23 protein-coding genes and 1 tRNA gene are annotated in these 23616 nt (G+C 45.7%); 16 read left to right on the forward strand and 8 right to left on the reverse strand.

What is annotated here, in order from left to right; all coding sequences use genetic code 11:
• Positions 1–93 precede the first annotated feature (93 nt).
• The gene (locus HUT38_02100; GenBank protein NUQ57257.1) at positions 94–564 is read left to right on the forward strand and encodes a hypothetical protein; all 471 of its coding nucleotides are present in this window, start codon (positions 94–96) and stop codon (positions 562–564) included.
• Between the two features lie 106 nt (positions 565–670).
• Here HUT38_02100 and HUT38_02105 read toward each other — a convergent pair whose 3' ends face one another.
• Positions 671–2434: a threonine--tRNA ligase gene (locus tag HUT38_02105; GenBank protein NUQ57258.1), complete on the reverse strand. Its 1764-nt coding sequence runs from the start codon at positions 2432–2434 to the stop codon at positions 671–673.
• Between the two features lie 31 nt (positions 2435–2465).
• Positions 2466–5762 carry a DNA polymerase III subunit alpha gene (locus tag HUT38_02110; GenBank protein NUQ57259.1) on the reverse strand — a complete coding sequence of 1099 codons (3297 nt, stop codon included), beginning with the start codon at positions 5760–5762 and terminating at the stop codon, positions 2466–2468.
• Positions 5763–5815: 53 nt separating this feature from the next.
• On the opposite strand from HUT38_02110, the gene HUT38_02115 reads away from it, so the two are divergent.
• Together HUT38_02115 and HUT38_02120 are read left to right on the forward strand one after the other, a co-directional pair.
• Entirely contained in the window at positions 5816–6436 is a 621-nt protein-coding gene (locus HUT38_02115; protein NUQ57260.1) for a ribonuclease HII, read from the forward strand.
• Positions 6437–6516: 80 nt separating this feature from the next.
• Positions 6517–7698: a phosphoribosylformylglycinamidine cyclo-ligase gene (locus HUT38_02120; GenBank protein NUQ57261.1), complete on the forward strand. Its 1182-nt coding sequence runs from the start codon at positions 6517–6519 to the stop codon at positions 7696–7698.
• A 70-nt stretch (positions 7699–7768) separates the two neighbouring features.
• Here the strand turns inward: HUT38_02120 and HUT38_02125 are convergent, their stop codons facing one another.
• Together HUT38_02125 and HUT38_02130 are read right to left on the reverse strand one after the other, a co-directional pair.
• Positions 7769–8518 carry a phosphoribosylformylglycinamidine synthase subunit PurQ gene (locus tag HUT38_02125; protein NUQ57262.1) on the reverse strand — a complete coding sequence of 250 codons (750 nt, stop codon included), beginning with the start codon at positions 8516–8518 and terminating at the stop codon, positions 7769–7771.
• Positions 8508–11462 (reverse strand): phosphoribosylformylglycinamidine synthase, encoded by a 2955-nt coding sequence (locus tag HUT38_02130; protein NUQ57263.1) that lies wholly within the window; start codon positions 11460–11462, stop codon positions 8508–8510. Before HUT38_02130 ends, HUT38_02125 begins: the two co-directional genes overlap by 11 nt.
• A gap of 133 nt (positions 11463–11595) precedes the next feature.
• Between HUT38_02130 and rpmF the strand changes: the two genes are divergently transcribed.
• From rpmF to HUT38_02170, 8 genes are all read left to right on the forward strand, one after another.
• Positions 11596–11832, forward strand: a complete 237-nt coding sequence (gene rpmF / locus HUT38_02135; GenBank protein NUQ57264.1) for a 50S ribosomal protein L32 — start codon at positions 11596–11598, stop codon at positions 11830–11832.
• Positions 11833–11904: 72 nt separating this feature from the next.
• The gene (nusB, locus tag HUT38_02140) at positions 11905–12789 is read left to right on the forward strand and encodes a transcription antitermination factor NusB (protein ID NUQ57265.1); all 885 of its coding nucleotides are present in this window, start codon (positions 11905–11907) and stop codon (positions 12787–12789) included.
• Complete coding sequence (gene rnc, locus HUT38_02145) at positions 12782–13477, forward strand: ribonuclease III (GenBank protein NUQ57266.1); 696 nt, start codon at positions 12782–12784, stop codon at positions 13475–13477. Before nusB ends, rnc begins: the two co-directional genes overlap by 8 nt.
• A gap of 95 nt (positions 13478–13572) precedes the next feature.
• Positions 13573–13977 carry a cupredoxin domain-containing protein gene (locus tag HUT38_02150; GenBank protein ID NUQ57267.1) on the forward strand — a complete coding sequence of 135 codons (405 nt, stop codon included), beginning with the start codon at positions 13573–13575 and terminating at the stop codon, positions 13975–13977.
• Positions 13978–14260: 283 nt separating this feature from the next.
• Positions 14261–14587, forward strand: a complete 327-nt coding sequence (locus tag HUT38_02155) for a hypothetical protein (GenBank protein NUQ57268.1) — start codon at positions 14261–14263, stop codon at positions 14585–14587.
• A 93-nt stretch (positions 14588–14680) separates the two neighbouring features.
• Positions 14681–15211 carry a hypothetical protein gene (locus HUT38_02160; GenBank protein ID NUQ57269.1) on the forward strand — a complete coding sequence of 177 codons (531 nt, stop codon included), beginning with the start codon at positions 14681–14683 and terminating at the stop codon, positions 15209–15211.
• 6 nt (positions 15212–15217) lie between these two features.
• Positions 15218–17449, forward strand: coding sequence for an AAA family ATPase (locus HUT38_02165; GenBank protein ID NUQ57270.1), 2232 nt, complete (start codon positions 15218–15220; stop codon positions 17447–17449).
• Between the two features lie 375 nt (positions 17450–17824).
• Complete coding sequence (locus HUT38_02170; GenBank protein NUQ57271.1) at positions 17825–18049, forward strand: hypothetical protein; 225 nt, start codon at positions 17825–17827, stop codon at positions 18047–18049.
• On the opposite strand, the gene HUT38_02175 is transcribed toward HUT38_02170, so the two are convergent.
• From HUT38_02175 to HUT38_02185, 3 genes are all read right to left on the reverse strand, one after another.
• Positions 18046–18378, reverse strand: coding sequence for a cupin domain-containing protein (locus tag HUT38_02175; GenBank protein ID NUQ57272.1), 333 nt, complete (start codon positions 18376–18378; stop codon positions 18046–18048). The genes HUT38_02170 and HUT38_02175 overlap by 4 nt on opposite strands.
• Before the next feature lie 7 nt (positions 18379–18385).
• Positions 18386–18472 (reverse strand) — tRNA-Leu (locus tag HUT38_02180).
• Positions 18473–18478: 6 nt separating this feature from the next.
• The gene (locus tag HUT38_02185) at positions 18479–18715 is read right to left on the reverse strand and encodes a GIY-YIG nuclease family protein (protein NUQ57273.1); all 237 of its coding nucleotides are present in this window, start codon (positions 18713–18715) and stop codon (positions 18479–18481) included.
• 271 nt (positions 18716–18986) lie between these two features.
• On the opposite strand from HUT38_02185, the gene HUT38_02190 reads away from it, so the two are divergent.
• A complete protein-coding gene (locus HUT38_02190) occupies positions 18987–19988 on the forward strand; it encodes a ParB/RepB/Spo0J family partition protein (protein NUQ57274.1) in 1002 nt (333 codons plus the stop codon).
• Between the two features lie 134 nt (positions 19989–20122).
• Here HUT38_02190 and topA read toward each other — a convergent pair whose 3' ends face one another.
• Positions 20123–22096, reverse strand: a complete 1974-nt coding sequence (gene topA / locus HUT38_02195) for a type I DNA topoisomerase (GenBank protein NUQ57275.1) — start codon at positions 22094–22096, stop codon at positions 20123–20125.
• 83 nt (positions 22097–22179) lie between these two features.
• Here topA and HUT38_02200 point away from each other — a divergent pair, with 83 nt between their 5' ends.
• From HUT38_02200 to HUT38_02215, 4 genes are all read left to right on the forward strand, one after another.
• A complete protein-coding gene (locus HUT38_02200) occupies positions 22180–22434 on the forward strand; it encodes a type II toxin-antitoxin system HicB family antitoxin (GenBank protein NUQ57276.1) in 255 nt (84 codons plus the stop codon).
• Positions 22435–22443: 9 nt separating this feature from the next.
• Complete coding sequence (locus HUT38_02205) at positions 22444–22629, forward strand: type II toxin-antitoxin system HicA family toxin (protein NUQ57277.1); 186 nt, start codon at positions 22444–22446, stop codon at positions 22627–22629.
• 517 nt (positions 22630–23146) lie between these two features.
• The gene (locus HUT38_02210) at positions 23147–23392 is read left to right on the forward strand and encodes a type II toxin-antitoxin system HicB family antitoxin (protein NUQ57278.1); all 246 of its coding nucleotides are present in this window, start codon (positions 23147–23149) and stop codon (positions 23390–23392) included.
• Positions 23389–23616 carry a type II toxin-antitoxin system HicA family toxin gene (locus HUT38_02215; protein ID NUQ57279.1) on the forward strand — a complete coding sequence of 76 codons (228 nt, stop codon included), beginning with the start codon at positions 23389–23391 and terminating at the stop codon, positions 23614–23616. The genes HUT38_02210 and HUT38_02215 overlap by 4 nt, the downstream gene beginning before the upstream one ends.

Here is a 23616-nt window from a genome sequence, read left to right on the forward strand (position 1 = left end):
TTTTTCTTGCAAAAATTGCGGTTTTGGGGTAGGAATGAAGGCAGAAAGATTGTAAATTTACATCAAAGATAAAGATAAAAGAGGAGGATAAAAATGGGGAAATGCATGCACGGTTGCGGAAGAAGTGCGGGAAGGTATGGAAAGGTGGTTTTTAATTTCGCTGGTTATAAATTTAAAATTACGAAACTAGGATCACAGTGCGAAGAGTGCGCCAAAGAAAAATTCCTGAAAAATTTTGATATCTGGCAGGGGAGGTTAATCAAAAATAAAAAAGGAATAATCGTGGATTGGAGTTTTTATTCCGGCGTACACAATGATATTAAACCACAATTAAATGAAATTCTTCTGGCTCTTGGTGTCCTTGAGTATAAGAGAAAAGGAAATTGGGAAATAGTCGGCAGTGGAATGATTTTAAATCCAGGCAACCTGGGCGGAGCTCTGTATTTCACAAGGAGAAAGGATGTTGTGGCGTTTGCAAAAACAAACTACGGGAGAGCTCATTATTTCTGCGAGATAAGAAAAATATCGGCGGTTATAGATAAGGAAAAATTCAGTAAAAGCTAAGTTTTTTGGGCAAGATCCGGATTGTGGACTGTGTCCGAGTACTAAATACCGCGTATCTTGCCATTCTTTAATAAAACTGGTTCGGAAGTGAAATTTTCCGGCCAGTTTATTTTTTTTCCTCAATCTCTTTCTGAACGAGTTTGATGAATTGTTCAACGCTCAAAGTCTCCTGTTTTTCTTGACCGCGGAAGTTGACGGCGACGGTGCCGGCCTCTTTTTCTTTTTCTCCGACGACGAGGAGGTAGGGGATTTTACGCGTTTTGCCGGCGCGGATTTTTTTGCCGAGCGTTTCGGCGCTCATATCCATTTCGGCTCTGATTCCGGCGTTTTTTAATTCCGCTAAAACTTTATTTCCATAATCGTTAAATTTTTCTCCCACCGGCAAAATCAGAACTTGAACGGGCGACAGCCAGACGGGGAAATTGCCGCCTGTTCTTTCCGTCAGGAAAGCGAAAGTGCGGTCAAACGAGCCGAAAATAGCCCTGTGTATTATTACCGGATGTTCTTTTTCGCCTTTTTCATTTATAAAATTAAGGTCAAATTTTTTGGCGGAATAAAAATCCACCTGCACCGTGGCGATGGTGTCCTCTTTGCCTAAGACGTTTTTGGTTTGCACGTCAATTTTGGGTCCGTAAAAACTGGCCTCGCCTTCCGCTTTAATATATTTCGCGCCGAATTCTTTTAACGCGTCCTCGGCCATTTTTGCCGCTTCTTCCCACACTTTCTTGTCTTTGATGTCGCCGTATTTTTCTTCGTTTTTAAAATCGGGAAGGGAAAGTCTGTACCAAAAATCCTCAATATGAAAATCGTTATAAACCTCTTTAAATAATTTCAGCACTTCTATCAACTCGCTTTTTAACTGATTTTTTTGGCAGTAAATATGAGAATCGTTTTGGGTGAAGGCGCGCGCTCTTATCAAGCCGGTCAAAACGCCTGACCTTTCAAATCGGTGCACCAGGCCAAATTCTGCCAGCCGCAAAGGCAGGTCTTTGTAGCTGATTTGCCCGTGCTTGTAAATCATGTGATGATGAGGGCAATTCATCGGCTTGAGATAGTATTCCTCGCCCTCAATGTCCAAAGGGCTGTACATATCTTCTTTGTAATGGGCGAGGTGACCGGAGGTTTCGTATAATTTTTTGTGCGCCAGAATTGGCGTGTAAACGTATTTGTAGCCCTTCTCCAGTTCTTTCTGGTACATATAATCCTCCATTTTGCGGCGGATGAAGGCGCCGTTGGGCAGCCAGAGCGGCAAACCCTTGCCGACTTCCTCCGATATCATAAAAAGTTCCAATTCTTTGCCCAGTTTCCGGTGATCTCGTTTTTCCGCTTCCTCCATCATTTTTAGATATGCGTCCAATTCTTCTTTTGTTTCAAAAGCCACGCCGTAGATGCGGGTGAGCATTTTATTTTTCTCGCTGCCTTTCCAGTAGGCGCCGGCGACTTTAGTGAGCCTGAAGGCGTCGGGGTTTATTTCTTTGGACGAATTCACATGCGGTCCGGCGCAGAGGTCAACCAGATTGCCGGATTTATAAATGGAGATTTTTTGGCCTGATTTTTCCAGTTCGTCAATCAACTCCAGTTTAAATGGCTGGTCGGCAAAAATTTCTCTGGCTTTTTTGGCCGAAATTTCTTCTTTTTCAAATTTGATATCTTGTTTTATAAGTTCTTTAACAAAGCCCTCCAAAATAGGCAATTTTTCTTCGGTGGGCGAGTGGTCAACGGCCGAAAAATCAAAATCGTAATAAAAGCCGTTTTCAATGGTCGGCCCGATGCCCAGTTTCACCTCCGGATGTTTGCCGGTAATGACCGCCGCCATCAAATGCGCCAGAGAGTGGCGGATTTTTTCCAGTCGGCCGTTTTCTTTTTCCATATGAATTATATTAGCAAAAAATGGCCAAAACTCAATTTTTCATCTCCTTTATTTCCTCCACGATTATGGACGTTTCATTGTTGCGGAAAGACAACCGGCCTTTGACGGCGATGCAATTGCCTTCGTATAAAACGCCGGCGTATTTTTCCAGGATTTTCGGGAAGATGACGGTTTCCACGCTGTCGGCATAGTCGGATAATTTCATAAAAAGCATCGGGTCGCCTTTTTTGGTGTTTATTTTTTTAGCCTCGTCTATCATGCCGGCCACGACGGTCGACATATTGTTGGGCAGTTTTTTGGCCTCGCCGATTTTGGTATTTATTTTTGCTAACTTGTCTTTAAAGCGGTCCAGCGGATGGCCGGAAACGTACAAACCCAGCAGCTCTTTTTCCCATAGGAGCCGTTCATGCTGGGTCGCCGGTTCGGCCGGTTTTAATTTCAGGTCGGGCAAGGTGGATGTGTCTTGCATCAAGGAGAAAAGCGAACCCTGGTTTTTCTTGGCTTTGCCGGAATTACGGCTGTATTCCAAAGCGTCTTCCATGTTAAACAGCATCTGGTTTCTTTCGCCCAGAGCGTCCATCGCGCCGGATTTTATCAGCGCTTCCAGAGATTTTTTGTTAAGATTTTTGTGTTGGACGCGGTCCAGGAAATCAGCGAAAGATTTGTAGCGGCCGTTGGCTTTTCTTTCCTCTATCACCGCGTTGGCAATTTCCACGCCGAGATTTTTAATAGTGTAAAGGCCGAAGCGGATGCCTTCGGTTGTTTTTGACGCTCCGGAAACAGATTTTGGAAAATCCTCTAGCCCCACCCTCGCGGACTCGGGCGGCCGCCCCCGCCCAGGATTTTCAAAATCTGTTTTCTTCGCGTCAATATTTACCACGGCAAAATCACCCAAACTTTCGTTCACGTCCGGCGGCAGAACGGGCAGCTTCATCCTCACGCACTCGCTTATCGTTTCGGCGATTTTTTCCACCTCGCCCGCGTCGGCGGTCAGCACCGCCGCCATAAACTCGGCGGGGAAGTTGGCCTTCATGTAAGCGGTTTGATAAGCCACTTTGGCGTAGGAGGCGGCGTGGGCTTTGTTGAAGCCGTAACCTTTGAATGGGTCAAACAGCCGCCAGAGATCCTCCGCTTTCTGCTTTGAAAGACCGCCGTGCTTCTGACAGCCTTCTATGAATATTTTTTCCTGCTTGGCCATTTCTTCCGGAATTTTTTTGCCGATGGCTTTGCGGAACTTGTCCACCGTGTCCCAGTTGTACCCGGCCAGCTCTATGGCGATCAGCAAAACGTCGTCCTGATAAGTCACCACGCCGAAAGTCTTGTCCAGCACCTTAGCCAGTCTCGGGTCGGGATAAGTCACCGGCTCCTGGCCGTGTTTTCTCTTGATATAAGTGGGAATGTTGGCCATCGGCCCCGGGCGGAAGAGAGCGATCATGGCCATGATGTCGGTGACGGTGGTCGGCTTCAGCTCCTTGAGATATCGGGTCATGCCGCTGCCGCCAAGTTGGAACAGGCCGATGGTTTCTCCTTTGGCCAGATGAGTGAAGGTGTTTTTGTCATCCAGAGGGATGTTTTCTATGTCTATATCAATCCCGCGCGTTTCTTTGACCAGTTTGACCGAATTTCCCAAAATAGAGAGGTTTTTTATGCCCAGAAAATCCATTTTAAGCAGGCCGGCTTCTTCTACCGAATACATATCGTACTGGGTAATGACTTTCTCGCCGCTTGGTTCCAGTTGCAGGGGCACGTAGTCCGTCAGTTCCGTCGGCGAGATGACGACGCCGGCGGCATGCACGGAAACATGGCGAGCGCAGCCTTCAATTTTTTTGGCGATGTCTATTATTTCTTTCACCTCGGCGTCTTTTTTATACATCTCGTTCAGCTCCGGCGTGATCTTCAAAGCTTCGTCTATGGTCATGGGGAATCCCTGGGAGCCCATCGGAATCAGTTTGGCGATACTGTCGCCTAAGGAATAAGGTTTGCCCAAAGCGCGGGTGACGTCGCGCACCGAACCGCGCGCCATCATGGTGCCAAAAGTGCCGATTTGGGCGACGTGGTCCTTGCCGTACTTTTCTTTGGCGTACTCCAAAATTTCTTCGCGGCGGTCGTCGGCAAAGTCCATATCAATATCGGGCGGCGATGGGCGGTAGGGGTTGAGAAATCTTTCAAACGGTAGGCCGTATTTTACCGGGTCAACGTTGGTGATGCCCAGCAAATAAGACACCAGCGAGCCGGCCGCCGAGCCTCTGGTGTTGGTCATTATGTGGCGGCTTTTGGCGAAAGCGATGAGGTCGGCGACGATTAGAAAGTAGGGGGCGTAACCTTTGCCGTTGATGACCTCCAGTTCGTATTCCATTCTTTTTTTAATTTCCCCGTTGGCGTCTTCGGCCTCAAACAATTTGGCGTAGTTTTTTTGCGCCGTTTCGGTAATGTATTCTTCAGGTTTTTTGCCTTCGCCCAAGTCCAGCTTGGGGAACACCCATTTTCCCAGTTCTAGTTTTAGGTCGCACATCTCCGCGATTTTGAAGGTGTTTTCAACCGCGTCCGGATTTTCTTTGAACAGTTTTTCCATTTCTTCTCCGGAACGCAGGGAGAAATCGTCCAGCTTCATCGTCAGGCGGTTGGCGTCGGCCATTTCCGCGTTTGTCTGGATGGCTACCAGCAGGTCTTGGGCGGTGGCATCTTCCGGTTTTAAATAATGGATGTCTTGGGTGGCCGCCAGTGGAATGCCCGACTTTCTGGCCAGTTCAACGAGGCCTTTTTGGATTTCAGCGTGGTTTTCTATGTCGGGATGATGGCTTATTTCTATGAAAAAATTTCCTTTGCCGAAAATTTCTTCGTATTCTTTGGCCGCTTTTTCCGCCCGTTCCATATCTTTTACTCCCACCATTCTGGCCACCTCTCCGGCCATGCAGGCGGAAAGCGCAACGAGCCCTTCCGAATGTTTTCTTAAAAATTCTTTGTCCACCCGCGGTTTATAATAGAAGCCCTGCAGATGGCTGGCGGTGACGATTTTTACCAGATTTTTATAGCCGGTTTCGTTTTTGGCGAGAAGGATGAGATGATAACGTTTGTTATCTATGCCTGATCGTTTCTGGAGCATTGATTCAAAGGCGATGTAAGTTTCCACGCCGATAATGGGCTTGATGCCGGTCTTCTGGCACTTTTTATAAAATTCTATCGCGCCGTACATATTGCCGTGGTCGGTCAGCGCCAGCGCCGGCATGCCGAGTTTTTTCGCCTCATCCACGAGGTCGTCAATTTTAGCCAGCCCGTCCAGCAGGGAATAGTGCGAGTGTGTATGAAGATGAACGAAATTTGATGGCATAATGTGTTTTGGATTATAACATAATATCAAAACAATCTGATATTATTAAATAAATGAAGAAAGAATATTTTATTGTCGGAATTGACGAAGCGGGGCGGGGGCCGTTGGCAGGGCATCTTGCCGTTGCCGCGGTGGCGGCAACAGTAATTTCTAAATCCGAATTTCTAATTTCTAAAAAAAGCCAAAACCCCAAAATCCAAAACGCAAAACTGCTGAAAAATATCAAAGATTCCAAAAAGTTGAGCGCGGAGAAAAGGGAAGAATGGAGAGAAATTATCAGGAAAAATTTTGAGAATCATTGCGTTTTTATCAGCCATAAAATGATAGACAAAATCGGCATCGGCGGGGCGGTAAGATTGGGCGTGGAAAAAGTTTTGGAAAAGTTTTCCCGAAAACCGGATTTGGTTTTAATGGACGGTTCGCTTAAAGCGCCGAAAGAATACAATCAATTAACCATAATAAAAGGGGACGAAAAAATACCGCTGATTTCCGCCGCGTCCGTCATTGCCAAAACCGCGCGGGACAAAAAGATGCTGGTGTTGGACAAAAAATATCCGCAGTACGGCTTCGCCGTCCATAAGGGCTATGGCACCAAATCTCATTACGAAAAAATAAAAGAAAACAGTCTTTGTAAAATCCACCGAAAATCTTTTTGCAAAAATATCGGCGTTTAGTTGATTTTTTAATTCTCAACGTGCTAGGCTTTAGCAAACTGTTTTTATTTTTGGAACTTTTACATAAGGAGGTAGTTATAATGATAACTTACAAAGATTGCGGTGTTGATTATGGAAACATGGACCCGCATAAGAGGGAGTCCATGTTGGAGGCAATGCAAACGGATGAGTGGTTGGAAAGATTTGGTTTTTCAATAGTTCCCTGGACGCGCGGCGAGAGCGCCACTCTTGTTGAAACACCCTTCGGATATATCGGCTTTGTTGTTGAAGGTCTTGGCACGAAAAATCTCGTGGCCGACGCGGTAAAAAAAATACTTAGAAAAACAGGCAGAGATGAAAAAACTTTCTATGATTATATAGCGCAATGCAATACGGCAATGGCGTTTAACGATCTGATAACGGTTGGCGCCAGGCCGTTTTTGTACGGCCAATATTTGGCGGCGGGAAGTTCCAGTTGGTTTAAGGAGGAAACGCGAAGGCGGGAACTTATTAAAGGCACAAAAAATGCCTGCGATGCGGCCAAATGCTGCTGGGGCGGCGGAGAAACCCCGACTCTTCAAGGAATTATTTATCCCGACACAGTGGATCTTGCCGGAGCTGTGGTTGGCTTCATACCACTGCAGAAGAAAGGCCAGATTATCAATCCGGCCAAAATAAAACACGGCGACGCCATCGTTATGATTGAAAGTTCAGGCATCCATGCCAACGGCCTAACGCTGGCTAGAAAAATTGCCGAAAAAGAACCGTTATGGCGGCGCTTGCGCGGATGGCTATTTCCGTGGTTGTTCAAAAAAAGCCGTCGTTTGCCTAAGGGATATAAAACTGTTTTGTCGGACGGTCGGACTTACGGGGAATCATTGCTTGATCCGACGCATGTTTATGTCGGCCTTGTGGAAGATTGTCTTGATAAAGGCATTGATATCCATTACGCGGTGAATATCACCGGCCATGGTTGGCGGAAGTTGATGCGGGCGCCGCAACAATTCACATATGTCATTGAATCGATCCCAAGGCCCCAGCCGGTTTTCCAAATTATTATTGAGACAACCGGAATGAGTTTAAAAGAGGCCTATGGCACCTTCAACATGGGCGCGGGCTTTGCCTTGTATGTCGATCCCAAAGACTCTGACCAAGTTATTGATATAGCGCGTAGGCAAGGTCGGGAGGCATCGCGGGCCGGACATATTGAGGAAGGCGAAAAGAAAGTCGTAATCAAACCTCTCAACATAGAATTTGGCGGAGACGAATTAAAAATCCGCTAAGTTCGTTCAACAAAAAAGAAAAGGGTAACCTAAACAACAGGTTACCCTTTTAAAGTTGAAAACAGGAATTTTATTTGAAGTAATCAACCGCATTTTCAAAGATTTTTAACCCATGCGGTTTTACATTTTCCGGAAACCTCCTCCATTCCGGGTATTGAGTCAGCTCCACAAATCTTTCCGGATGGGGCATCAGGCCGAAGATTCGACCGGTCGGATCGCAAATGCCTGCGATGCAATTGAGCGAACCGTTGGGGTTGGCTCCCAGATACCGGATAACTGCCAGGTTTTCTTTTTCAATTCGCTCAAGTGCTTGTCCATCCGCGTAAAATTTCCCCTCTCCGTGAGCGATCTGCAGAAACTTAACCCCTGCCATTCCCAAAGTAAATACGCAAGGGCTTGAGCTGTTTATTTCCAAGTTAACCCACCGGCATTCAAAATGTCCCGAAGAATTATGAGCCAAAGTCGCTTCCATTTTGCCGATATTTCCGAAGGGTAGCAACCCTGTTCTGACCAGAACCTGGAAACCGTTGCAAATCCCGATAATCAACTTTCCCAGCGCTACAAAATACCGCAATTGATCCCTTAGAAACGTTGTTAATTCCAAAGCAAGAACTTTCCCAGATGCTATGTCGTCTCCGTAGGAAAATCCACCCGAAATGGCGAGAATCTGATAATTAAAAAGCTTGTCAGCGCCGTTTCTTAACTGATTAAGGTGGACTGTTTTGCAGATTCCTCCCGCTTTTTCAAAAGCGTAAGAGGTCTCATTGTCGCAATTTGTCCCATCAGTTTTTAAAATACAGACATTCGGTTTATAAGCCACAAAACACCTCCTGCATGGGTTTCTTCCATGCGTTTTTTAAGTCACCAAGAATAATGTTTAACTCATAATTTCCGCCGTACCGCATGTCCATGGCGTTTATGTAGATAATATTTGATTCCGTCACCCGGCCCAGTTCATAATGAGGCAGTCCGCGGAAAAGTTTTTCCGCGCCTTCTGTAAGATAGGTGTATTCATCAATCTCAAGCAAAAAGCATCCGGGGGTTTCGTTGAACAAAATAAAATCAGGACCAACGTTATTGTCCATTTGCAGTGGATGCAAGCATTTTTCCAGCATCGCTCCTTTATTTCCTCCGAAGCACATTTCCGCCAAATTCGCCGCTATGCCGCCCTCGCTGATATCATGCGCGGCAAGAATTTTGCCCTCGTTAATCAGTCTATGCAGGCAATCAAAAATTTTCGGCTGAAGCTTTAGATCAACTTCTGGCACCCTCCCTCCTTTTATTCCATGAATCTGGTAATACACCGAGCCGCCCATGGCGTTAAAGTCCATCTTGCCAAGCAATACAATAAAAGAACCCGGTTTTTTAAAGGAAGCCGTGATCGTTTTCCGAACATCGGGAATTTTTCCGAAAGCGGAAACGCATAACACCGGGGGAATTTTGATGACAATATTTTTTCCGTTCTGTTTTCCCTTGTACGTGCTGGACAAACTATCTTTGCCGGATATGAACGGAATTTTGAACGCATGCATAATTTTAACGCACGCATCCACAGACAAATTCAAATCAGCCAAAGATTCATCATCCGGAAACGGCCAGATAAAATTATCAATCAGCCACGATTCGCGATAATTTCCTCCCACCGCGACCAAATTGGACAAGGCTTCCACCGCCGCCCAGATGCTTCCATGGTACGGGTCAATTTTGTTCAGAACCGGATTAAGCCCGTGGCTTATTATCAGGCCATAGAGCTTGCCTAAGATCGGAGTTAAAACAACGGCGTCATTCGGGCCGTCCTGACCAACTCCGGCATAAGGAGGCAAAGCGTTTGTCCCTTGCACGCCGTGGTCGTAACGCCGGACAATCGGCTCCTTGGAGCAAACATTCAAGTGGCTGACGACTTCAAAAAATTTATTGACGTAATCTTCGTCAGTCAAAAGACCGGAGATAGACGGTTCATGATGCGCTCCTTTTTCCAATTTGCCAACCATAACCCGTTGCGGCAATCCATTGTGCAGGAATTCCATATCAAGATCGCAAACGGTTGTAATTGTAAAAACTGGCGAAATATCTTCTTTATAATCGGTCTTTTCGCAATATGTCACAATAAGCCGCTTTGAATCTGTGAATTCTCCCAGCTCAACCGCTTCCACATTATAACCGGCGCATATTGAGATAAATTCTTTAACATTTTCCGGCGCAACGGCTACAATCATTCTTTCCTGCGATTCCGAGATCCATATTTCCCATGGGGCAAGGCCGGTATACTTAAGCGGCGCCCTTTCCAGGAAAACGCGAACACCCGTTTCATTACCCATTTCCCCAATGGCGGAAGAAAATCCGCCGGCTCCGCAATCAGTGATCGCGCGAATCAGTCCTTTATCCCGGCAAACCAGAAGCGCGTCAAACATTCTTTTCTCTTCAATGGCGTTGCCTATCTGCACGGCGGCGGAGTTGACCGAGATTGTTTTATCAGTCATCTCTCCGCTGGAGAATGTGGCGCCATGTATGCCGTCTCTGCCGGTTCTACCGCCGACGGCGATAATCTTGTCGCCCGGTCGGGGAGAACCTTTTTTGCATTGGCCTGCCGGAATTATTCCGTAAGCGCCCACGATGACTGACGGTTTTGCCCTGAAGTCATCATGAAAGTGCAGCGATCCGTTATTAGTCGGAATTCCCATTCTGTTTCCGTAATCGCCCACGCCCTTGATGACATTTCTCAAGATATTTTCCGGAGGCAGACAGCCTTCCGGCAATAATTCCTCGGCAAGGCTTGGCGGAGCAAGGCAAAACATATCGGTAGAAGCAATCACTTTCGCGCCTTGTCCTGTTCCCATTATGTCCCGGAATACCCCTCCGCTTCCTGTCGCCGCGCCTCCTTCAGGCGCGATCGCGCTGGGACTGTTGTGAGTTTCCACTTTGCCGCAAATTGCCATCCCTTCGTAAAATTCGGCGGCGCCGGAGTTGTCCACAAATGAAGACAAAACTCCCTTGCTGTACAGAGCGGAAACTTTTTTCAGCCTGTTAATTAACGGTTCTTTTTCTTTGCCGTCAATTATCAGTTTGGACTTGAAGGTCTTATGTCCGCAATGCTCGCTCCATGTCTGGGCGATTGTTTCCAGCTCGGCATCCGTCAGGTCTCTCCCAATTTTTTGGAAATAATTTTGGATCGCATTCATCTCCTCCAAATTAAGGTGTAGCTTCCCATCGGAGGATAGCTTACTTAACTGTTCATCGTTGAGGTGTCTTATCGGCACCGTGAAAACTTTGCCGACGCAGCCCTCGATAATAAGCGTCTTTGGTCTCTCTTTTATTACCGTTTGCGTGGTCTCATTGATTAGCAAACGATTGAGTATTGTTTCAATCTCTTCATTCGTCGGTTTTAAGAAACCGGAGATGATGTGATACTCAATGCTTGTATCAGCCGCCTTTAGATTGTGGAAACCCAAATCCCTGACAACTTTTTCAAGAGAAGCCGCCTCAGGGTTCATTACTCCCGGCTTGTAACCAACCTCTATTATCCTTGAGGTTGCCGTACTTATCTTTAATGGATGTTCCAGTGAAAAATAATCATCAAACTCAACAATGCTTTCAATGATTTTTCCCACTTCTTTTTCGGTCAACCCTTCAAATTTTAAAATTTTCGCGGTCCTGACATTAAAGACGGACGCTAACCCCATTTTGACTATCTCCCGATGCACATTGCGCCCCAAAAAATCATCTTTCTTGCTTTTCTTGGCAACTCTTACTTCAATCACGCTCATAAACACCATCCTTCCTGTTTAAAAAGTTATTAAAGTACAATACGAAAACGTTTACGCCATGCTAGCATCGGGTTTAAAAGGAATCAACGCGGTTGTTGCAAAAACAAAAAAATAGTGTATTATTGTAAACATTATGGTAGTACGAATGCGAAGCACGCGTTCTCATACGCGGAACAGAAGAGCTCATCACGCCTTAAAAATAAGGCAATTTGTGGCTTGCGCCAAATGCGGCGCTGAAAATTTGCCGCACATGGTTTGCTCAAATTGCGGCAATTACAACGGCCGTGTTATAATTGACGTCAAGGCCAGGCTGGAAAAGCGGGAGAAAACCAGAAGCAAGAAAGAAGCCGCTACTGAAGAAAATAAATAAGCTATTCCGGCGAGCCTGGTTTATTTCTTATGGTTTTGACTTTTGACCTTTGAGTTTTGACTTTTAAATAAAATGGCAAACAGGCATTTATCACGAAGCGTGGCTATGCAATCTCTTTTTGAGTGGGATTTCCACGGCAGCAACGACTCAAAAATAGATTCCATAATCAGCCGGAACGTGGAGCATTTCGCTCCCGGCCTTGAGGATATCTCTTTCGTCAAGGATTTGGTAAAAGGCGTTGTCAAAAAGAAAGAAACAATAGACAAAATAATAGAAAAAGCGGCTCCGGAATGGCCGCTTAATCAGATTGCCGCGGTGGATAGAAACGTCCTGCGCATCGGCCTTTACGAACTCATTTTCGGCAAAAGAAGCGAGGTGCCGTACAAGGTCGCCATCAACGAAGCCATTGAGTTGGCCAAGACTTTCGGCGGCGATTCGTCCGGCAAATTCGTCAACGGAGTTTTGGGCACCGTTTACCGGGAGATGGGCGAGCCGGAAGACGGATCTCTGGACAAGGAAAACATGAAAGAAGAAAAACTCGGCGGCGCCGTCGTTTATAAAAATGAGGCGGAAGACATCAAATTCGCTTTGGTGCACGACATCTTCGGCTACTGGACTTTATCTAAGGGTAAAATAGAGGAGGGCGAGAATTCCGCCGAAGGGGCGAAAAGGGAAATAAAAGAGGAAATCGGGCTGGACGTGAGAATGGGAGAGGAAATCGGGCAGAACGAATACGTCGCTTCCGATCCGGAAAAAGGCAAAATCAAAAAAACGGTGACCTATTTCGTCGCCGAAGCCAAAGACGGCGAGATAAAATTGAAACAGACGGGCGGCTTGGACGGCGCCAGATGGTTTTCCTTAGGCGAACTGGGCGACCTCAACATGTACGAAGACATACGGGGCATAATAGCCAAGGCGATAAAAATAATTAAGAAAAGCAAAGCCAAGAATGGTTGATTTTTCCAATTTTGAAAAAAAGACCGGAATAAACTTCAAAGACAAAAACCTGCTGAAGCAGGCGTTTGTTCATCGTTCGTATCTCAACGAAAATCCGGCCCTGAAGCTGGAGCACAACGAACGGCTGGAATTTCTGGGCGACGCGGTTCTGGAGCTTGTCGTCACCGAATATCTATACAATAAATATCCCCAAAAACCGGAAGGGGAAATGACGGCGCTAAGGGCGGCGCTGGTAAACGCCGTCACCTTGTCGGCGGCGGCGGGCGAGTTGAATATGGGTGATTTTATGCTGCTCTCCAAAGGGGAGTCCAAAAGTGGAGGTAAGGCCAGGCAGTACATTTTGGCTAACGCCTTTGAGGCTTTTATCGGGGCGGTTTATCTTGACGGCGGCTACAAAAAGGCCGAGGTCTTTTTAAAAGATTTTTTGCTGCCGAAACTTGATGATATAATAAAAAACAAATTGTGGGTGGACGCCAAGAGCCTTTTCCAGGAAAAGGCGCAGGAGATGGAAAGTATCACTCCGTCTTACAAAGTGTTGAAGGAGATCGGTCCGGACCACGAGAAGGTTTTTACCGTCGGCGTTTTTCTGGGCGAGAAAATTGTGGCGGAGGGGGCAGGGGCATCCAAACAGGAAGCGGAACAAGAGGCCGCGCGCGCCGCTTTGGAGAAAAAGAACTGGCTTTCTTAACGCAATCTTAATTTTTAATGGCCGATGATAGAGCTGTAATGTCGGCATATCGGCGAGCCGCCGATTGTTTATAAATTAACGGATAAATAAAATATATGAAAAAATTTATCGTTTTTTTGATTATAGTTTTAATCGGGTTTGGAGTTTACTTTTTGATCACCGGCGATAAAAGTTCCGAAAACGGGACCGGCGGCGAGCAAAAATCATCGGAGTCTGTTCCCGCGGCGCTAAAAACTTTTGATGTTTCAGGAGAAAATTTTTCTTTCTCGCTGAAGGAAATAAGAGTTAAAAAAGGCGACAAGGTCAGGATAAATTTCACCAGCGCCGGAGGATTCCACGACTGGGCGATTGACGAATTTAACGCCAAAACGGACAGGGTGGAGAACGGCGGCAAAGTCAGCGTTGAGTTCACGGCGGACAAGGCCGGGACGTTTGAGTATTATTGCAGCGTCGGCCAGCACCGGCAGAACGGAATGAAGGGCCAGTTGATTGTGGAGTAGTAATATTACGAGACAGAACATCAAGGAGTCGCCTTGCAGCAAGGCGACTCCTTGATGTTTAAAACCGGCTTATTGACAATATTGTTATAAGGTTTAGTCTTTAATAAACAAAGGACTTTGAAATAAGCAAAAGCTTTAAATATCGGGCGATAAACGGTTCAAACAGCGGCTTTGTAAAATCTGCCGGACTCGGTATTATTCGGGCTTTTGAGAATATAGAGGGCGCTTAAAAAATTTTTTAATTTAAAATATAGAAGTAAAAAGCGAGAGGGGGTGAACGGTCATGAAGAATTGTGTCAAAGACACGGAAGCAATTGAGTTTGTGGTAAAAAACGCCAGAAAAATTGCTGACATTGTGGGAAAAGTCAATGTTGTTTTTCCTTCTTACAAAACAAATAAGGAAGAACAAAAAAGAAATTATCATGATTTTTCCCAAGCAATAGCGAGGAAAAATTTGGCCGGTTACGACGGGATGTCGGAAAAAAACAGAAGGATTGTGGAGCTATACGAACTGGCGTTGGCGTTATACGAGGTGGCGGAACAAACCTTGAAAGATATGAGATCGACATCAAAGAGTAAAAACTTTCTAGCGGCAGCATGTATTTTGTAAAATCAACATAACTGTAAATAATCGCCCTCCCAAAAAGGGAATCTGCTTAATTAAGAGATTCCCTTTTTCTTTTTTTTCTATATAATCAAAGCAATGCAAAAAAATAAAAAATTCACAATAAAACAAGAAGCGTCCCACAGGGAGGAGCACGAATTCCCGAAAGGCGAGAAGGGGGTGGAACAGTGCAAAGTCTGCCGCGCAGTTTATTACAAAAAATCCTGGCGGCATGAGCAAATGAATTTGGAAGGTTTAAAAACCTTAAGTAAAGGCGCGCCTTTTAAGGTTGCTGTTTGCCCGGCTTGCAAAATGATAGCCAATCACGAGTTTGAGGGGGAAATCGTCCTTAAAAATGTTCCGAAGGAGATTGCCGGCGATCTAAAACATGCCGCCGAAAATTTTTGCCAAAGGGCTTACGAAAAGGATTCCCAACATCGTCTGATAAAAATGAAGGACGGCAAAGAAGGATTAACCATAACCACCACGGAGAATCAGCTGGCGGTGAAGCTGGCCAAAAAATTGCAGGAAGATTTCAAAAACAAGAAGTGGAAAATTGAAAAGAAAATTTCTTATTCCGCGGCGCCCGGCGACGCTGTTTATGTCCATATGGAGTTTGTCGTCGCGTAGTCATTTATGCGGCTGAAAAAGCTGGAATTATCAGGTTTCAAATCTTTCGCCAGAAAAACGGCGTTGGAATTTCCTTCCGCCGTAACGGCTGTCGTCGGCCCCAACGGTTCCGGCAAGTCCAACATCGCCGAGTCTTTGCGCTGGGCGTTGGGGGAGCAGTCAATGAAGAGTCTGCGCGGCAAGCGGGGCGAAGACCTCATATTTAACGGCACGCCGTCCGTCTCCAGAGCCGGAAGAGCGTCGGTTTCTTTATGTTTGGACAACGGCGGGAAAAAACTGCCAATCGCCTACGACGAAGTGGTCATCACCAGGACCATCAGCCGCGACGGAGAAAGCGAGTATCTCATCAACGATTCAACCGTCCGGCTTAAAGACGTCACCGAACTTTTGGGCAACGTCGGCCTGGGCGTTTCCAGCCACCATATAATAAGCCAGGGAGAAGCGGACCGCTTTTTGAGCGCTTCGCCCAAAGAGCGAAAGGCGATGATAGAAGAGGCGCTTGGCCTTAAAATATATCAGGCTAAAAAAGAAGACGCGGAAAAAAGGCTGGCCAAAACCGGCGAGAATATAAATCAAGTCAACTCCATCAGGGCGGAGGCGCAGCGCCAGCTGAAATTTCTGAAAAAGCAGGTTGAGCGCGCCGAAGAAGCTGTTTTGCTCAAAGAGGAATTGAAAAAACTTTACGCGGAATATTTTAAAAACGAAGACGCGTATCTGGCGGCGGAGACGGAAAAAATAAAAATTAAAAAACGGGAGATAACGGAGAAACTTTCAAGATTTGATTCAGTCAACGCGCCGGAAGCGGAAAGCGATGAAGCGGCCGCGCTGAAAAAAGAAACAGATAGACTGGAAAGGGAGGTGGCGGACATGGAAAAAATAACGGCGGAGTTGGGAGCGAAAAGGAATTTGCTGGAAAGGGAACTGGGCAAACTGGAAGGAATAATTGAATACAAGGAAAAAGAAAACGTCGGCCATAACGCGGGGAAAAAGATCGTTGTTTCCGGCGAGGAAATTTTACCGGTGTTGGAAAGAATAGCCGGCGAAGCCAAAGCGGCGGCGATGGCGGCCGACATGGTGTTGGCGAAAAAATACCTGCTTAACATAGTTGATATTACCGGAAATTTTATCGGCAAAATTTCAAAAATAAAAACAGGCGGCGGCGGGAACGAAGTCGAGTTAGCATCTCTTAAAAACAAAAAGACGGAACTGGCTCTTGCCGTCAACGAAATAGCGGAGGCGGAAAAAAATTCCGTGGCGGAGTCGTCTAAAAAAAGAGAAGAAATAAAGAGTCTGCGAAACAGACTGGCGGAAACGGAGAGGCTTCTTTTGCAATCGCGCGCCGAAGCGCGGGAGTTGAAGTTCGCGCTGGCCCAGCTTGATTCCGAGGGGGAGAAAATAAGGTTGCGGCGGGACGAATCGGGAAGAGAAAAACAGGAAGCCGCCGCGATCACTGGAAACGATTTTGCCGACATTGTTTATGACGGCTTGAATACAAGCGGCTGGAATTACGAAAAAAGAGAAGCGGCTCTTCGTCAGATAGAAAGGTTGAAAATAAAACTGGAGGACTACGGCGTCGGAGCCGGAGAAATAATAAAAGAATACGAAGAAGCCAGGAGACGCGACGAGGAATACGAAAAAAATCTCTCCGATTTGGCCGAAGCCGCCAAATCGCTGGAAAGATTGATGGAAGAACTGGATAAAAAAATAAGCTCCGATTTTGAGAACGGGCTTAAGAAAATAAACACGGAGTTCAATAATTTTTTCCTGTCAATTTTCGGCGGAGGGAAAGCCGGGCTGGAACTTGTCCGCAAAGAAATTCGCGGGAAAAATAGCTTGGAAGACGAGGATGAGGAAAACGAAGCGGCGGAATATGAAATGGAAGCGGGGATAGAAATTTCCGTCAACCACCCCAAGAAAAGAATTAGCTCGCTGGAAATGTTGTCAGGCGGGGAAAGGTCGCTGGTGGCAATATCTTTGCTCTTCGCTTTGTCGCAGGTGAACCCTCCGCCGTTTTTGGTATTAGACGAAACCGACGCCGCGCTGGACGAATCCAATTCCCGCAAGTACGCCGATATGCTCAAAAAACTGGGAGAAAAAACCCAGCTTATCGTCATCACCCACAACAGGGAAACGATGCGCCAAGCCGATATTTTATACGGAGTGACGATGGGCGCCGACGGCGTCTCCAGGCTGCTCTCGGTAAAATTTGACGACGCTAAAGAATACTCCGAGGCGTAGAAAAAACCGACCTGCCAGGTTTAAACTTCTTCAACCTGGCAGGTCGGTTTTTTATTATTAATAGCAAAAGTATTTAAAAAAGAAAGAGCACACTCGTGGTGTGCCCGTTTGTAATATAGAAGAATGTTTGGGTGTAAGAGTTTTGAAAAAAATTATTTTTGGCCAATCCGGGCGGAACTTAATAATGAGGCGTAGCTTTCTCATGTATGGAGACATGAGAAAAAATTTCAGAAATAATTGAGGCAAAGCTCTCGCCCGGAATTTTACTTAAAAAAGCCAAACATTCTTCTTTTGTTGTCCAAAGTACTAACCTAACAATATAATAGCACACAGTTTTTAATATGCAAGTTTTTGCGAAAATGATAATATGAGTCCATGTTTGCCCAAATCGCTTATTACAAAATTATCGGTGTGCCGGTCCTGATGTATTTTGGTTTTTTGGCCTATTTTTCCTTGCTTTTTACGGCTTCAATCGCCATTATGAACAGGCGCGGCATAAACAAAATACCGTTCCGGTGGCATCCGAGAATGGCTATCACCACAATAATCCTGACTACTGTTCACGTAGTTCTGGCGATGTTGGCTTATCTTAAAATTTAGGACCGTATCATTATCAGAAGCATCTTGAACTTCTGGTTGGCTTTAAGAGAGTGCGGCTGGCCGGCGGGCATAATTATCAGCTCGCCTTTTTTGACGAAATGAGAATTGCCGGAAATTTTTACTTCCGCCTCGCCGTCCAAAATGTAAACCGTTGCGTCAAACGGCGCGGTGTGCTCGCTCAAACCTTGTCCGGCGTCAAAAGCGAAGACGGTAAGCGTCCCCGTCGGCAACTTCAAAATCTCGCGGCTGACCACGGCGCCATCCTGATAATTTATCATTTTCTCCAACTCCAATATTTTCCCCTTAAGCTCGCTTAAATTATTTTGCATAAAAATTTGGTGCCGGTGGTCGGACTTGAACCGACACGGGATTGCTCCCACACGATTTTGAGTCGTGTGCGTCTGCCAATTTCGCCACACCGGCATGTTGTTATTTTAAACTTTTTAAAAATTCTTTGCCAACGCCTGATTTTAAATATTTTTCTCTTTTTCTTGCCTCAATTCTGGTTGGATAATTTTCTACAACTAGTGTTATAAAAGGAGCATATATTCTAGTCGTTCTTTCTTTACCATTATTATGCTGGTCAATTCTGCGTTTTGGGTTATTGGTTAAACCGACATGCAGATAATTTCGATCTATACTTTTAATTGCGTAGACACAATACATTGGATTTTGAATCCTGCGCGCCTGCCTGCCGGCAGGCAGGTCTGCCTCCGCCAGCTGGCGGATCGCCACACTGGCAATTTAAGTCCGTTAGTTATGATAATCTAAAAACCATACTTGCGTCAATGTTGGCATTATCTATAATTATAGGTAAGTATTTTAAAAGGCTCCGAAAATCAAATTTTGGAAAATCCTCTAGCCCCAACCTCGCGGACTCGGTTGGCCGCCCCCGCCCAGGATTTTCAAAATTTGTTTTCTGCGCCTTAATAATCACATGACACCTGAAGAAGAAAAATTATTGGCGATGGGAAGCGTGTTTTTGATTGAGGTTGGTAAAATTATTCCCAATCCGATGCAGCCCAGGACGGAGTTTGACCAGGAGAAGCTGCGCGATTTGGCCGACTCAATAAAACAGTACGGAGTGCTCCAGCCGCTGGTTGTCACTAGAAGGGAAACGGAGACGGAAAGCGGCGTCCGCGTGGAGTACGAACTTATCGCCGGAGAGAGAAGATTGCGCGCTTCCAGACTGGCCGGTTTAAACCAGGTGCCGGTAGTCATCCGCCGCGAAGAGTACAGCGACCGGACAAAGTTGGAACTGGCCATCATAGAAAACCTGCAGAGGGAAGACCTCAACGCGCTGGAAAGGGCGAAAGCGTTTAAAAAGCTGGTTGACGAATTCCGGCTCAAACATCACGAGGTCGCCGCCAGAGTGGGTAAAAGCCGCGAGTACGTGAGCAATACTTTGCGTCTGCTCGGCTTGCCGGAAGAAATGCAGACGAGTTTGAGCAAAGGCGATATGACGGAAGGGCATAGCCGCGCGATTTTGGCATTGGACGAGCGGCCGGAAGACCAGATGTCGCTTTACCGCGAAATCGTGGGCAGGAAGATCAGCGTCAGACAGGCGGAAAAAATAGTAAGAAGCATAATCAGAAGCACATTGAAGCCGGAAGAGCTGCTTAATCTTGAAGTAAAAAGCATGGAAAGGCGGCTAGCCGACAGCTTGGGCACCAACGTCCATATAGAAATGGACGGCGGGCGCGGCAAAATCCACATTGACTTCTTCTCCAGCGAAGAGTTAGAGGCGTTTCTTAAGAGGTTGACGGAGCAAAGAATCGCGGAAATAGCCGCCGCCGCTTCTGCCGCTGCTGAAGGGCAGCAAGTAGGACAGAGTATTGAGCAAACAGTTCAAGACGATACCATTTTGCCGCCGCCGAAGAAAACTTCGGCGGAAGAAGTTGACCCGGTGGAAGAATTGCTCAAAAGTTTTTCCATATAGAATTAAATCGCAGAACAATATTGTTTGCTCGGCTCGCATAATTTTCTGCTGAAAATTTGCTCTGCTCGCGCCGTCGCGTTGCGCAAGGCGTCGCAAACAACATTATTCTGCTTTTTAAAAAATAGAAGATTATTTTATTTACCTTCATTCTCCAGCGGATTTTTCCAGCTGGCAAAGTCGCATTTGGGGTAGCGGGAACAGCCGTAGAAGACGCGGCCTTTTTTGGTGCGCTTCATTACTATATCGCCGGCCTCTTCGTCAGAAAGAGTTTCTTTGCACTTCGGGCACTTCATCCCGATTTGCTTTGGCGCGTCCTTCTTCATTGGCTTGGTGGTCTTGCATTCCGGAAAGCCGGAACAGGCCAGGAACTTTCCAAACCGGCCGCGTTTTACCAACATCGGCTTGCCGCAGTTGGCGCAGACCTCGTCCGTTGTTTCCTCCACTTCCTGTTTTGCCACTTCTTTTTCTTTTTTAAGCAGGTTTTCATGGAAAGGTCCATAGAAATTTTTAATCACCGGCACCCATTTTTCTTCGCCTTCGGCGATTTTGTCCAGGTCTTCTTCCATTTTGGCGGTAAACTGGACATCCACTATTTCCGGAAAGTGTTTTACCAGAATGTCGTTTACCATAATTCCGGTCTCGGTCGGCGCCAGCCTTTTTTGTTCGTTTTTAGCGACGTAGTTTCTTGTCTGGATGGTGGTGATAGTTGGCGCGTAAGTGGAAGGTCGGCCGATGCCGTGATCCTCAAGAGCTTTAATCAGAGACGCTTCGTTGTATCTTGGCGGCGGCTCGGTAAAGTGCTGCTCCGGCAAAATTTTTACCAGATCCAGTTTTTCTTTTTCCGACAGTTCGGGCAGAATGTTTTCCGAAAATTTCAGAGGGTAAACCTTCAGCCAGCCGTCAAACTTTAAGATGGATCCGCTGGCCCGGAAAACGTAATTTTTAGCCGTTATGTCGGCGGCGGTCTGGTCAAAAACGGCCGGCGGCATCTGGCAAGCGATAAACCTTCTCCAGATCAGGTCGTAAAGTTTGTGTTGTTTGGCATCCAGTTTTTCTTTGAGTGTGTCGGGAGTTTTAGCCGGGCTGGTCGGTCTTATGGCCTCGTGCGCCTCCTGGGCTCCTTTGGATTTGCCTTTGAATACGCGCGGCGCTTCCAAACAATATTGTTTGCCGAAATTTTCGCCGATGAATTTTTTGGCGGCGGCCAGCGATTCCCGGGAGAGGTTGACGGAGTCGGTTCGCATGTAGGAGATGTGGCCGTTTTCGTAAAGCTGCTGAGCGATCATCATCGTCTGCTTGGCCGAGTATCTTAATTTGTTTGCCGCGTCCTGCTGGAGGGTACTGGTGGTAAACGGCGGCAAGGGCTGCCGTTTTGCTTCTTTTTTCTCAACGTTGTCAACGATATAATTGGCGCCGTTTAACTCTTTTAAAATAGTATCCGCTTCTTCTTTGTTTTTAATTTCCAGCTTATCCAGAATTTTGCCGTCTTTTTTATGCAGCTTTGCGGTAAAAACATTTGAATTTTTTGCTAGTTCGGCTTCTATTGACCAGTATTCCTGCGGGATAAAGGTCTGGATCTCTCTTTCTCTGTCCACTATCAGGCGCACGGCCACCGATTGCACGCGGCCGGCCGACAAGCCTTTGAAAAGTTTTTTCCATAAAAAGGGGGAGAGTTCGTAGCCGACAAGCCGGTCCAGCACTCTTCTGGCCTGTTGGGCGTCAACCAGGTTCATGTCCAACTCACGAGGATTTTTTACCGCTTCTTCAATGGCTGCTTTCGTGATTTCGTGGAAGACGATTCTTTTGGCGTTTTGGGCGCCTAAAAGCTGGGAAACGTGCCACGCGATGGCCTCTCCTTCGCGGTCCTCGTCGCTTGCCAGTATCACTTCATCGGCTTTCTCGGCCAACTTTTTCAGCTCGTTTACTTTTTTTCTAGCCTTGGTCGGGATGACGTAAGACGGCTCAAAATTATTTTCCACGTCAATGCCCAGCTTTGATTTGGGCAGGTCGCGCACGTGGCCGTAAGACGATTCCACTTTGTACTCTTTGTCCAAAAAATTGGAGATGGTTTTGGCCTTGGTGGGGGATTCCACGATGACTAATTTCATGAACCCGATTATAACAAGGCGAAATTAAATTGCAAAAAAGAGGTTGACACGCTGGGCTTTTTTATAATAAAATAATTAAAACTATGTTGAAGTCAAAATCCAAAATTATACATCACGGCGGGCGGCAAATTCCTCTTCTGATGGAAAAAGGGCAGGATGGTTTTTACGTCGTTGAGTGTCCGATTTTAAGAGGATGCTACTCGCAGGGAAAAACTATTGACGAAGCTCTTAATAATATAAGAGAAGTTGTTGACCTCGTTTTGGAAGAAAAGGAGAACAGGGAGATTCTCAAAAATTATAAACCGGTGGAGTTGAGTCTTCATACAATTACTGTCTAACGCAATCATATGACGCAGTTGCCGATACTTTCAGGAAAGGAAATTATAAAAGTTTTGTTAAAAATAGGATACACGGAAGTACGGCAGCGGGGCAGTCATATTCGTCTGGCTTGCGATGGCAGAAAATCCATAACGGTGCCGAATTATAGAAGCGTCGACCGTTCCTTGCTGTTTAAAAGGTTTAGGAATAAGTAGACTCGATTGATTAATGATAAAAATATTAATGTAATTATCGAGAACTAAGCACGCTTTAAAAAATTATGGTTTGGATTTTGTTAATTATTTTAATATTTATTTTTACGATATTCGTGCTTTGGTTTCTTTATGGTTTTGACTTTATTAAGAGGTTATTTTTTCTAATTTTTGTGTATATTTTTGTACTTTGGGCCTTTATCAAAATAATTTTCTGGCTTTACCCACAACTACATTCTTATATATGAAATATCTTTTTGTAACTTTATTTTTAATAATCGGTTTTATTTTTGGAATATTTTTTACGGGTTATTTTTCCGATGATTGTCAACCTAAAAAATACCAACGCATTATCGATTATGGTTCGGCGTTTTAATTTACGCCCTATAAACCTCTCCGCCGGATTGTTTGATGACGCCGTTTAGAAGCATCATGGAGATGGCGGCGTTTGGCGCAAGCTTGTTAAACATCCCCCGCTAAAACTTTTTAAGCTTGGCTTTTTTGTAATATTAGTAATACTATGAAAGCCGCGAAAAAAAACAAAGAAATAAGCCAATCAGTTTTAAATTTTAACGCCGTGTTTATTGAGGAAGCGGACGGGGGGTATAGTGTTTCTGTGCCGTCTTTGCCAGGATGTTTTTCTCAAGGCGATAATTTTGAAGAGGCCGTGAAAAATATCAAAGAAGCAATCAGTCTTTATTTGGAGGAAGAACCGGAGGCATTGTCTAAACCAAGACGAGAATTCATGGCGCCTGTTACTATATGAGCAAACTGCCTCAGATTTCTGGCAAAGAAATGGCCCGCGTTTTGTTGCGTTTGAGTTTTGAATTTAAAAGCCAGAAAGGCAGCCACATGAAATTTATTAGAAAGCACTCTTATGGGAAAGAGGTTGTTATTGTTCCTAATCATAAAATATTGCGTCCTGGAACGCTTGCCAATATTTTAGGAAAACTTAATCTGGACGCGGAAAAACTTAAAGACCTGATGTAG

Origin of the sequence: Candidatus Paceibacter sp., assembly GCA_013360865.1 — a bacterium.
Classification (GTDB): Bacteria; Patescibacteriota; Minisyncoccia; order UBA9983; family UBA9983; genus SURF-57.

What these genes read in the sequence shown, in the direction of transcription:
- HUT38_02205 (NUQ57277.1), top strand. Translation starts at nt 22,444, where the DNA reads ATGACGCAGTTGCCGATACTTTCAGGAAAGGAAATTATAAAAGTTTTG.
- topA (NUQ57275.1), bottom strand. Translation starts at nt 22,096, where the DNA reads ATGAAATTAGTCATCGTGGAATCCCCCACCAAGGCCAAAACCATCTCC.
- HUT38_02165 (NUQ57270.1), top strand. Translation starts at nt 15,218, where the DNA reads ATGCGGCTGAAAAAGCTGGAATTATCAGGTTTCAAATCTTTCGCCAGA.
- HUT38_02150 (NUQ57267.1), top strand. Translation starts at nt 13,573, where the DNA reads ATGAAAAAATTTATCGTTTTTTTGATTATAGTTTTAATCGGGTTTGGA.
- HUT38_02210 (NUQ57278.1), top strand. Translation starts at nt 23,147, where the DNA reads ATGAAAGCCGCGAAAAAAAACAAAGAAATAAGCCAATCAGTTTTAAAT.
- nusB (NUQ57265.1), top strand. Translation starts at nt 11,905, where the DNA reads ATGGCAAACAGGCATTTATCACGAAGCGTGGCTATGCAATCTCTTTTT.
- HUT38_02100 (NUQ57257.1), top strand. Translation starts at nt 94, where the DNA reads ATGGGGAAATGCATGCACGGTTGCGGAAGAAGTGCGGGAAGGTATGGA.
- HUT38_02155 (NUQ57268.1), top strand. Translation starts at nt 14,261, where the DNA reads ATGAAGAATTGTGTCAAAGACACGGAAGCAATTGAGTTTGTGGTAAAA.
- HUT38_02190 (NUQ57274.1), top strand. Translation starts at nt 18,987, where the DNA reads ATGACACCTGAAGAAGAAAAATTATTGGCGATGGGAAGCGTGTTTTTG.
- HUT38_02160 (NUQ57269.1), top strand. Translation starts at nt 14,681, where the DNA reads ATGCAAAAAAATAAAAAATTCACAATAAAACAAGAAGCGTCCCACAGG.
- HUT38_02120 (NUQ57261.1), top strand. Translation starts at nt 6,517, where the DNA reads ATGATAACTTACAAAGATTGCGGTGTTGATTATGGAAACATGGACCCG.
- HUT38_02130 (NUQ57263.1), bottom strand. Translation starts at nt 11,462, where the DNA reads ATGAGCGTGATTGAAGTAAGAGTTGCCAAGAAAAGCAAGAAAGATGAT.
- rnc (NUQ57266.1), top strand. Translation starts at nt 12,782, where the DNA reads ATGGTTGATTTTTCCAATTTTGAAAAAAAGACCGGAATAAACTTCAAA.
- HUT38_02105 (NUQ57258.1), bottom strand. Translation starts at nt 2,434, where the DNA reads ATGGAAAAAGAAAACGGCCGACTGGAAAAAATCCGCCACTCTCTGGCG.
- rpmF (NUQ57264.1), top strand. Translation starts at nt 11,596, where the DNA reads ATGGTAGTACGAATGCGAAGCACGCGTTCTCATACGCGGAACAGAAGA.
- HUT38_02185 (NUQ57273.1), bottom strand. Translation starts at nt 18,715, where the DNA reads ATGTATTGTGTCTACGCAATTAAAAGTATAGATCGAAATTATCTGCAT.
- HUT38_02200 (NUQ57276.1), top strand. Translation starts at nt 22,180, where the DNA reads ATGTTGAAGTCAAAATCCAAAATTATACATCACGGCGGGCGGCAAATT.
- HUT38_02115 (NUQ57260.1), top strand. Translation starts at nt 5,816, where the DNA reads ATGAAGAAAGAATATTTTATTGTCGGAATTGACGAAGCGGGGCGGGGG.
- HUT38_02110 (NUQ57259.1), bottom strand. Translation starts at nt 5,762, where the DNA reads ATGCCATCAAATTTCGTTCATCTTCATACACACTCGCACTATTCCCTG.
- HUT38_02175 (NUQ57272.1), bottom strand. Translation starts at nt 18,378, where the DNA reads ATGCAAAATAATTTAAGCGAGCTTAAGGGGAAAATATTGGAGTTGGAG.
- HUT38_02215 (NUQ57279.1), top strand. Translation starts at nt 23,389, where the DNA reads ATGAGCAAACTGCCTCAGATTTCTGGCAAAGAAATGGCCCGCGTTTTG.
- HUT38_02170 (NUQ57271.1), top strand. Translation starts at nt 17,825, where the DNA reads ATGTTTGCCCAAATCGCTTATTACAAAATTATCGGTGTGCCGGTCCTG.